Below are 11,177 nucleotides of genomic sequence, written 5' to 3' on the forward strand. Positions count from 1 at the left end.
TGGTTTCATCCACTGCCCCGCAGGGGAGAAAGTTGATGCTTCCGAACTGTGCAACAGCATTGGCGACCCGAGAGCATGGCGCACGCGAACTGGGGAAAATCTTAGGTGTTTAGTCACCTTTTAAGCACGGATCACTGCTAGCTCTGGTAGACAATCGATACGAATTGAAATATTTTCAGGGGTGGCTTCGAATGACTGGGGGCGTTGGATTCAACTGGGCGGAAGCATGGGGGCAATTTCAGTCGCTGTGGTCATATTTGACCACCGCCGAGCAAGAAGCCTTCTGGCGAAACGCCGGCAAGTACGGCTCTGAAATGGATCGTCGATCTGGGCGATATGAGCGGCTCTGCTTCGCATTACGCGAATTAGAGTCCGTGAAAAATACGCGAGGCGTGAAGCTCCCGCTCATTGCAAAGGTGAGGCTGCTGTCGGCGGACGAAGTTAGGCGTTCCATTGGGCGGCACAAGGGGCAGTTGCTCTTGGCAGGACCGGCGGCGCAGGAGTTCCTCATAGGGGCTACGTGCAATTGGATCCAGTTTGCGTTCACTGCGGCTCTAAACGACTTCCTGGATGTGCTTGGTTGTGAGCACAATGATGTGGGTACTAGGAAGGGGCCGGTCCCGACCTTCTCTTCCGACAATGCTCAGCACGATGCATTGAGCTTGGCCTCCATTCATGGAACACGTCAGATGACGTTAGTCTGTGCCGGCCTAATGTTGTCGGACCCTGGCTGGATCGGGTTGAGACCTGCACTTGAGAGTTTGAAGCTATCGCCAGTTGTTGAGGCCCCTGTCGTACAGTCAATCGTGCCAACATGTGGCAATGGCGGGATGGTCCCAACCGATCCCCCCTCATTGCCAATTCCGGACGGGGCAGAGGTCTCATGTCTGCCGATCGATGAATCCTCGTTGCAGACACTTGAATCAGACCTTCAGAAACTAAAAGACCTTCTCCTTACGGCAGCAGCATCAGCTTCTGCAGGCGAGGTTCCTGACCTAATCCATGTAATCGAGAATTGGGAGCAACTTGACGCTGCACATTCCGCCGCTGCTTCTCAATTGAACGTCGAGACTTCGCATTTAGCCGATCTCCGGGAGGCACTAGCCGCCCGTGGTCGGCTCGCGAATGCCAACGCGCAACTTGTGCGATGTCGGGCGATCCGGCACATAAGCGAACCGGAGTTCGTGCCACTGCGTGACAAGTGCGATGAACTGGATGAGGCCAATCAGCAAGGGGGACTGGCACCTGCCGCAGAACTGGCCGTCCAAAGCCTACTGCGACTGGTTGAGGAGGGTGACCAACTCGATGACGAATTGGCCGCCGATCTCCAGTTAGAAGTCGAGGTTGTCTTTGGTCGTGTGATTGCCTTCGCGGCGGTGCGCGGCAAACTTACCTTCCGCCCGTTCGATCCAGATGCATCTGTTACTGGTGCGCTGACGAGCACGTCGCACCCTGAGCCAGCTGAACGAGCGCTTGAGCCGGAGTCTATCGCGCGGGGGGAGGCTGCGCCAGTAACTAGCGAAGCTGTCGGATCTGCAGGCGCGTCACCTGAAGAGGCTACGGAAACCGATGTCACGGAGCAACTAAATTCTGAGTGGCCTACGGGGATCGTAGAGGCCTCTGAGACACCTTCGGATCCAAAGCTCTTGGTGACGGGTGAGCATTCGACGATGCCGACCGCCGAGGTAAATGGCATTCCCTTAACGCTCGTTGAGGGGCAGTCCGACTTGGCAACTCTGGAGTTCCAATCGTTCCAGGAATTCTTCTGCCACCATTGGGTAGACGCTTCAGGCGTTGTCGTCCTCGCGCCTTGGAGCACTCCGGGTTTCGCTCCGGCTGTTTCCAACCTTGCCTTGCAGGCATGGGAACGTGGCGATGCCGGAATGGCCTATCTATTTGCGCGCGCTGCGGATGAGGCCGGGGCCACCCCGCCGCTCAACCTGAATGATATGGATGAGGCTGAGGAGCTCTTGTCCGCACCGGAATTTCCCACCGCAGGGCGTCAACCCGAACGGGTGGACCGGTTGCGTCAGGTCATGCTCAGCCCTAACGTCTATGACGTAAGCTTCGGCGTTAGGCTCATGCTGGAGGCATTGAGGCCTACGTTGCCATGCACGTTCACGCCGCTTGATATCGAAAAGCTCCTAGAACGAGCTTCGTATCATGATTCGGCTATCAATGAGGTAATTACCTTTCTGCTGAACGGCTGGTCATCTCAAGTGGATCCCTTGGAGTCCTTACGTCTGCGATTGCTCGACGCCAGACCGGAGCCCTTGGCGAAACTTGAGGACAGCCTCCGAAAGGCGCAAGAGGCTTTGAAGCGAGAAGTCACGGCCTTGTGGAGCGCAGCGGGAGGAAAGATCCAACGCACTCATTGCCGAGCTGCTTGGACACGCTTTATTCAAGAGCAGGTCGTCCCGCTGCGGGACGAACTTGCGCCAAGTGGGCCGAAGGGCCTTGCTTCTCCGAAGGTGCCAGCATCAAGTATTGGCTCGCGCGTCGTTGGAATCGGGCGCGCTTTTGTGCGCATCATGGACAGCGCGAACGTGAAGCATCAGGACCGATCTGCGGCGGATGGCGCAGCTCAGCAGATTATTGCGGCCGTGAGCCATCTCGCTGACGCTCTGTTGGCGTTGGAGACGCGGCGATCGCAAGACAGAGCCAAGACATCCTACGATGGTATTCCGTTTGAGGCAGGCATGCGTCTTCTGGCCGGAGGCTCCTCGGGCACCACAGACACGCTATGCGCGTCACTGTTTTCCGCAGTCCTGAAGCAGAACCCGCAGCCACAGTTGCTACGTCTGAGCGCTCGCCATTTGTTGAACCACATCGATGTCATTCGCTTTCTTGCGCCGGCCGCACTGACACGTGCTGGTATTGCCAAAGATGGCTTGCGAGTGCGCGATGTCGAAGAACCAAGAGCTGCAAGCGTTCTATTGCAGAACTGGTTTGCCAGTGAAGCTGACAATCCCAGTAGCGACGAGGATTTCCTCTCAGCGCTGAGGAATGTTGCCGCTGAAAGCACGCGTCGGGACGTGCTCGCGGCACTGTCGCATACCGATGTTTTGCTCGATCACCAACGCACGCTATTGCACCAGCACACCTTCGACCTTTCAGCGGAGACCTTCGAAGCGACCCGCCGGCTGGAAGAAATTTGGAGTGCCTGCGATGACCTTATGGTGCCTGACGAGGCGCGGCTGAAGAGCGTCGTCGACGAGGCCCGAGAAATGATGCGGCCCAAGTCCGATGCCAGCATTTCGATCAACAAACGTCTGCTGCGTCTAACATGGCTGACACGTAGCATCGAGCTTGCTGTGACTCAGCGAGACGATACAGCTCGCAAGCTCCTAGAGCAGGCGCAGGCAACTTCGCCAGAACTGGCCGAGCGGGCTGCCCCTTACTTTCAGGATGGCGACTACAGAGCGGGCTTTGCACTGCTGCACGGCGGTGCAGTACCAGAAGTTGATTCAGGTCGGCGCAGCGGACGCCGCACACTGTGGCGTGACGACGCAATTAAGTTGTGGCGAGAGCCCAGAACTAAGCTCGCACAGGATTTGCGCGGTTCAACTGAAGAACAATGGAATTTGGCGGACGCTTGGTCGTCAGGTGCCATAGAAGGCGAACAGCGCGATTCGCTCCCGAAGTTACTTTTTGCTTTGGTCAGTGGTGAAACCGAGCGAGTGCGGGGGGAGCGGCGGCCCGTCCTCCTCGGCCAACTCCGTGAACTTCAGCCACGCAAGGTAATCGTCAACTGCGGAGCAATCCGGCGGTACTTCCAAAAGACGGGAATGAACCCAACTTTTCTGCCTCAGCTTGCAGAGTTCGGTCAGATCGTCATGACGCCGCTGCCTCAAGCCATAGTTCGTGGAAACAGCGTTCCCAGTAACTGGGCTACGGAAGCAAAAAGCGACGAAGCGACGCGCGTTCTTTACGCCTTCTTGGCTCCGGGAATCGCTCTCTCGCGTCGCGACGAGCTTTGCTCGGACCTGCGTAAGCGTGGTATCACAGCAGCCATCATTGACGACATTGACGTGTGCCGTCTATGCGCCTCATTCGCTGGAAGCCGCCCTCAAAGCTTTGTCCCGTTCATTGAGATATTGTTGGAGCAAATCGATCTATTCGATGCATCGCCATTTTCAAGCCTGGACGGCCAGCATGTGCGCCTGGAAACCTATGTTGGCCGTGAGCAGGAGGCGAGAAAAATTGCCCTCGGTGCCGAGTACACACGCCTCTTTTCAGGTCGAAAGCTTGGCAAAAGTGCTTTGCTGAAATACGTCGCCGACCGGTACGACGGGCGCAAGCTCGACTCAGAGAACACCTTGAACGTCTTCTTCATCACCATTGCGGGCGGTGACTCGGAGTCGTGGGTCGTGGATGCAATTCTTGCAGCGATGATTGAGCGCTTCGGGCTACAGGAGAGTCCCGATGCGCGTGGATTGGGAGCGGCTGCTCGGTTCATGAATTACATGAATAACTTCCTGACCGAGAAGCCGGGACACAGCGTACTGCTTATCCTGGACGAAGCCGACGCATTTGTCGAAGACCAGCTTATTCGATACAACAAGGCGGACTACAACCATGATCGAGAGGGGTCGCTTAGCTTCCGAATGATGAAGCAGCTGCCTGCTCAGGACGGCAAGGGGCTTCCAAGAATTCGGACGCTCTTCTCAGGCTATCGAACCACGAATACGCGTGGTGGCGTTTGGGCTAATGCTGGTGATGTGCTTCTTTTGCCACCACTGGAGGACAGCGAAGCGATCAAGTTTCTCCATGGCATGTTAGGACGGGTGGGAATTTCTCTGGGCAGCCATGCACCGTTTGTAGCAATGCGCTGTGGATTCCAACCTGCAGTGCTGATTCGGTTCGGAGAAAGCCTTATCAAGCGGTTGCGCCGTGCCACAAGATCTGCGCACAGAGAGAAGCTTATCGTCTCTCGCGAGGAGGTGAGTGCTACGCTGGCCGAACAGGCGGTGCTTGACGAGATCAAAACTGTAGTAAACAACAACTTCCAAGGCAACCGGGTTGGTGCGGTCGTCTTTGGGGCAACCTTGCTAGCCTTGAAAGACTTGGCTCCGGGATTTGCATTAACCGATGGCGCTGTTCAGGTACTGACCAAGCTAAACAAAATCGATTCAAACCTCGATTGGCTAGAACGCCTGGATTCATCGCCACTCGCAGAGATCGAACGTCATCTGCAGGATTTCATAGACCGGGGTCTGCTTACTCAAGCAGAGTCCACCCGCCGCCTCGGTGATCGGGAGTACCGTCTCCGCTTTCCGCATTTTCTTACTGTCCTCACACGTCAGTCAGATGTCGAGCAGGATGTGCGGCAGCAAATCCAAACCATCCGCGCGGGCGGAGCTCAAAGACGCCTAGCAGAGAGCGTGTTGTCGGAGAGTGCACTTAACACAGTTCGATATTGGTACAGAGAGCCAGATACGGCGATTTGCAAACTAGTGGTTGTCAGCGGCCACTGGGTAAGGTCTCTACTGGACCAGAAGTGTGGCGTACCTGACCGCCTTGGTTGCGACAGGTACGGTCTCTTGGATCTCTCGTCAGCCAAGGGAAATTCGTTGTCTCTGCCCAGTGGAGTGCGAGTTCTTTGCAATGCTTCGGCTGCACATTGGTCAATGCTGTTAAACGCTCCGGCTTCCCGCCCTCTTGTGCTAATTGGAAGCCTCGATCTACAGCGCGCCGCCGTGAAGCACACACTTGCCGGTAGCGAAGTACCTGTAGAGGTCGTCACGCTTGGGCGCATGACTCAGGCCACCCTTGCGTGGTGGTTTGAGGTTTCCAGGGCACTCCACTTCAGCTCCAGCGACGCTATCGCCCGCATTGCGCAGGCCACAGAGTTCGCGCCGTATTTAGTGGACGCTTTGGATCTAAAGCTAACGCAGTCACCTGGAACCGATGTAACGTCAGCTGACTTGCAAGCGGCGCTGGATCAGTTTGAGGCGTATTTGCCGGAACTCGCATCGAGGCTGTGTGATGAAGCCCAACCCGGACATCTTTTGCCGCGCGAAGTCCAACTGCTAGTCATGGCGGCACATGTGGCGGAGGAAGTGTCCGATGAGTTCCATCTGGAACAGGAGTTCCAAGACTGCTGGATGATGCTGGGCTTGTCGGACGCCGGGATCGATGCTCCTCTAAGTCAAGCTGGAGATTGGCAGGCGATCAAGCTGCTTGTCGATGCTGGGCTCCTACCTACCCGAGTAGAGACCAGCGATGATTCAGGGGCCCGGTCATTAGGGCGCGTACGATTTGATCGCAACGGCCCTCTGCTGCGGTTAATCAAGGCGCTAGGATCCTATCGTGCAGCTTGATTTAACGCTGGCAGGATTCACGTCACCTTGGTCATTTCGAGGTTCGCGCACCTTTGCAAATTGGGCCGAAGGGAAACCTTGGGTCCATGAAGGCTCCCTCTGCGTCCTGCATACCGAGGAAGCACGTATTAGCGCATTGCTAAGACCCTCCATTTCTCGCTTCGTTCACGGGATCAACGCTGGCCTGTCTCGTTTGGACATCTGCTATGTCAGCTGCGGAGCCGAGCTTGGAACACCCGTACAGGCCATGATCCATGCTTTCGAACTCGACTCATCAATCCCGCCATTTGAAGCGCTTGGCAGGATAGAGGCACGCATACGGGACCGCAGTCTGCTTCTAGTTTTCCATGAGGGCTCAGCTGTCCATCCTGACGACTGGCTTCAACTGGTAATGCTGCTTGAACACTTTCGCAAGTCCACCAAAACTTCTGCGTTAGCAGCGATAGTAATCGACCACAGGAATGTCGTGGATGTACAGCCTGCGTGCGACTTTCGATTCGGGCATCCATCGCATAGCGTCCTCGTAGAGGCATCGTCGATTAGCAATGCCGAGGATCTCTGGCCAGCCTACGTCCATCATCGAATAGCGTGGGAGGCAGGGGGCAGTATTGCCTACGCGCTTTCGCTGGGACACAAAATTGCCGAATGCCCACCTGGAAATGATGAGGAGTTGGAGCGGTTATTGCAGGAGCATGCAGTGCTGACTTTGCAGGAGCATTCCGGCAAAGCGGACCTTGAAGAAGCGCATGAAATAGTCGGTTCGTTGGCCAACTTCACTTCCAGCCGCCGGCAGCTGCTTCGCTCCCAGTTATTTCAGCATCACTTGCTCTGGCGTCCGCCCGCTATGAATAGCTTCCAGGTCGTTCCCTGGGCGTCTCGTGCACTACTGGCTCATACCAGCCTTCCCCGCAAGTATGTTTGGGGGCTGCGGCATCAGCTGGTCTGTGCGCCCCTGGCGGGAGAGATCATGGCGCTTTGTCTGAAGTTTGAAAGCCAGATTCTTGTGCGCCTTCACGGTAAGCGGAACCGCGCGGTATCGGCTGAAGCGCTTGATGGCCAAGATAGATTTAAGCGAGGCGGCGACCGGTTCATCGTTTATCCTGCAGCCTTTCCGGCTCGTCCGGTAACGCCGGATGACGCCTGGGCGTTCGCATCACTCGGTCAGAATTTGGCGAGTAGCACGGACGGAAGCCGCCCGATGTACGGCAACACTCGGTTGCTGCGTAATGCGATTGCGCATGGGCACTACGTTAACTGGCGACACGTAGATCATGCTCGCCAGCTTCTTGAGAGCTTCGACGACTAAAAAAGCGCCCGATTGGCGTTACCTTGTTAAGGAGGCCGTTTCATCCTTCCAAGGTAAGCCGGTGATCTATGTTCATGAACTGGGGGGCCAAAGTTTGATGGTGGTATGGCCTTGTGCTATGTTCGAGCGCCGAAGACCATCGCAGAATCGATTGGGGTACTGCGTTTTCCAATGGCCACTAACGACGGGTCTACTCAACTAACTGGCACCTCGCTTACGAAGCCGCTATTTCGCAACTGAAACCACTCGGTGTCCACACTAACGACAACGCAGGCAGTCCGGCAAAGGCTTCAGCGATTGACTTCAGCGTCTTCCTATCTAGAGCTGAGTGATTTCCACCCATTGGGTGGCTGTGCCAAGTGCCAACGAATTGCAGGTGCCCCAAGGATTGTTGATGAGCTTTTCGCAGTGAGGGCACAAGACCGCTTGTTCCCAAAATGAATCTGGATTCGGTGCGGATGCTGTCTGGTGGCGCATCAACTAGTCCTGCCACGGTAATGGTCCGTGTGATAGGAGAGACATGCCCGAGCAGCGCGCCGCCAGTCTCTAGTCGCCCCCACCTCTTGGCATCAAGATCAATCATCTGAGCCACGGACTCCAGCAGGCGAACGGTCCAGCCATCTTCATCTGGTGCGGGAAAAACAACCGTAGGAAGAACGTCGTCGCAATGCCATGTCATTCCGACGCCTGTGGCGTCTTCGATTCCGTAGCAAAGTTTCCCATTGATTGGCGGGTTCTCGATAATGCACCGTTCAAGTTGGACGGAGATGAGCGCCGCAGCGCGGGAAACCAGGCTGTCTGGCATGGGCATCGTCATGGAACTGCAGTTGTCGCCAACAAAGATGCGCGTTGGGTCGGATGTATCTCCAGCCAGGATGGCCCTCACTCTTTCGTCCTGGCGGCACAGCTCGAAGAGTCCCGAGCGAAGGTCCTCTGTAGTGACCTTTCGATGCTCACCCTCGCAAAATAGATAGGCCGCCTTACCCTGGGCATACATGCCCGCTTGCACAAAGCGGCGAGAAGGCAGGGCAGCCAGAGTTTTTGACAGCGCCGCTGCGGCTGAAACACGTAACGATGCCGTCGTTTCGATGATGACCGCTTCAGCGGTGCCAAACACGTTGTTTGCCAAGTCCGAATCATTTAAAACATCGACAGCGTCGAGTTCAAAAGACTCACAATCTTTGTGGCCCAATTCCGCCATCGCCTGCTCCATCAACAGCGACTTGTTCGGGAGTACTGCAGAACTTCTTGGGAGAATCAATGCATGCCTAGCATTGTTATGCGGGGCAAAGACTTTGTTATCAACAAGAGCCATGTTGCCTGCGCCAGTGCGTCCTAGATGCAGCGCAACCTTCGAACCCAGACTGCCGCAGCCAAGAATTGCCAAACGGAGTCGCTTGCGATCTGACGGTAAGCCTGACACCGATGAAAGTAGTGCTGGCGTGACGCACTGTGCATGAAAGGCGGGGTGTGCCTGGCTGACTGGGGCAAGTGGCTTCTTTTCATCAAGGGTGTACCTGACAACATATGGCAGCACCTCAACATCTCGACCTGGCGACCCGACCAGAGACGCCGGCCGGTGGACAAGCAGTACTACAACAGCGAACAATCCAAGCGACCAATCGGCCTCATGGGCAGGACGCAAAGGCCTCTGCAGCGTCATTTGGAAAGTGAAGCTCTTTAGCGCTCCCTCCAACAGGTCAACTTTTGCCCCAAGGCAAGTTGCTTTCTCCAGCAAGGATGGAAGGTCATCGACGGTCTCCGGCGCGTAGTCAGAGACCACTCTGGGATCCCCTGCTTCATCAACACACCGAAGGAAGAAGAACGGCACTGACCCACTCGCCCAAGTTAGCGACCTATGCTTCCTGTGAGTCTGGGTGAACTCTGGATCGGCCGCAGGCAAGCTCTCTTCTGCCACAGCCCAAAGACTCCCGTCAGTGGTGAAGTATGTTCCCTGTGACGTCAACAGGCTGCCATCCTTTGGCGTCTTTTCGATGGCTTCTTCTGCACTAAACACAGTCGTTGAGGGGCATGTGTCTCGCCTAGTCGGCTCCCACCCGTGAGCCAGATCGATGAGCTGCCCAGCGGCGGCCTTGTTCAGCCAGATGCAAAGTTGGTCAACGATCCGTTCGAATCCGAAGCGGTGCAGTACTTCATGCAGTGAACCTTCAAAAAGACATGGGTTCACGCGCTGCCCGGCGAGGCGCGGATTGATGTGCGGTAGGGCGAGAGGGAAGTCTTCACGAAGCCAAACGGTAGGAGCTTTGAGCGGCCAGTCTCCGGAGAACTGGAACCAGCAAGGCTCCTTGGCGCGAACGCCCTCTGGTGTGACTCCGGCGGCTCGAAGCCGGCTGGGTAGCTCGACATCGATTACGGCCATCACCTCGATTCCATCGCTTGTAGAAGCGGCGGGGACGACACTACTCACGGAAGGATGGCGCTTCAGCAAGGCCAACACATCAAGAATGCTCTGCATCGCTATCAGCCGTGAGGCATAGGTGTTCTGGCTGCAGTGATGACACTCGCAGCCTTGGCCCCGGAATCCGTCTTGGCGGGCGGCGTCAGACCGTTCTTGCCGACCGTGAACTCCAGTGGCTCAACCGATGCCTCTTTAGGGTATTCGGCCGTACAGTAGAAGGTACCACCGACACCTTTAAGGATGTCCTCGTACTCTTCTTTTGCCCGGATGCATGGCGGATCCTTGTCATCATCTTTGATCGGCTTCGAACTTGCCACGATGAAGCCTCCGCTGCGAACTTGTGAAAGAGCGGAGCGGGCGTCAGCATCGACCTTTGCTTTTCTCTTCTTTTCGGACCAGCTGTCTTCTGACAGCGAGTGCCAAGAGCAGTGGTGAGGCGCTTGCAAGAGGTCGTATTGCAAGACCGCAACTTCGTGCTTGTGCCTAGACCATTGCTCTCGCCAGATGTAAACCTCAGCATCACCTCCGGACAAGAACTTGGCCCCGTCAGGTGTCTTGGAATCGGCGGCAAGCGTGAAGTTTATGATGATACTGGACTGATTCTTCGCGAGAAGTTCCTCTTTGTCCTCCTCGTCTTGAGCTTCGATGGGGCCAAGCAGATAGGCCGAGAAGTAGCTCGATGACCGCCCACAGATGGTGTTGAACGTTGTGTTCACTTTTCTGCAGATGGGCTCCAAGTCGTCAGTCTTACCATCGACGTCTTCACCCATCACCTGGATCCGGTCACCATCATCAACGACGAACTTCTTCTCAAGGTTCAACGCCACACGACGGCGTGCCTCCTTGTCGAAAGCCTCCGCATCCCTACAAAGCGTGTGGCTCTTGCTCGCACGGCGAAAGACGATGGGAGACGACCACATCTCGCGAATCACGATCTTCTTGTCTTTGTACTCCTTGGCGTCGTCTGGATAGTCGGCGATTGGACCCAGGTGGAAGTGCCGCTCAAGTCCACGGCAGTGGTCTTCATCAGGATGGCTCAGAAGGAATGCATCCACATACGGCCGCCCCTTGCCGTCTTTCTTGATTCGGTCGCGCAGATCTTTTGCGATGATCTTGCCCCCGTATCCCC

Annotated in this window: 4 protein-coding genes; 2 read left to right on the forward strand and 2 right to left on the reverse strand. The window is 56.1% G+C overall.

Going from position 1 to position 11,177, the window contains the following annotated elements; genetic code table 11:
• Positions 1-1,184: 1,184 nt before the first annotated feature.
• Complete coding sequence (locus EIP75_RS18430; protein WP_125244749.1) at positions 1,185-6,323, forward strand: Cdc6/Cdc18 family protein; 5,139 nt, start codon at positions 1,185-1,187, stop codon at positions 6,321-6,323.
• Positions 6,313-7,629, forward strand: coding sequence for a hypothetical protein (locus EIP75_RS18435; protein WP_125244750.1), 1,317 nt, complete (start codon positions 6,313-6,315; stop codon positions 7,627-7,629). The genes EIP75_RS18430 and EIP75_RS18435 overlap by 11 nt, the downstream gene beginning before the upstream one ends.
• Before the next feature lie 214 nt (positions 7,630-7,843).
• On the opposite strand, the gene cap2-3 is transcribed toward EIP75_RS18435, so the two are convergent.
• Both cap2-3 and mblB read right to left on the reverse strand, forming a co-directional pair.
• A complete protein-coding gene (gene cap2-3, locus EIP75_RS18440) occupies positions 7,844-10,105 on the reverse strand; it encodes an anti-phage 6A-MBL system cap2_3 protein (protein ID WP_125244751.1) in 2,262 nt (753 codons plus the stop codon).
• A 5-nt stretch (positions 10,106-10,110) separates the two neighbouring features.
• The coding region (gene mblB, locus EIP75_RS18445) for an anti-phage 6A-MBL system MBL-fold protein (protein WP_125244752.1) at positions 10,111-11,177 on the reverse strand (1,067 nt) is incomplete at its 5' end.

Source organism: Aquabacterium soli (assembly GCF_003933735.1).
Lineage (GTDB): Bacteria > Pseudomonadota > Gammaproteobacteria > Burkholderiales > Burkholderiaceae_C > Aquabacterium > Aquabacterium soli.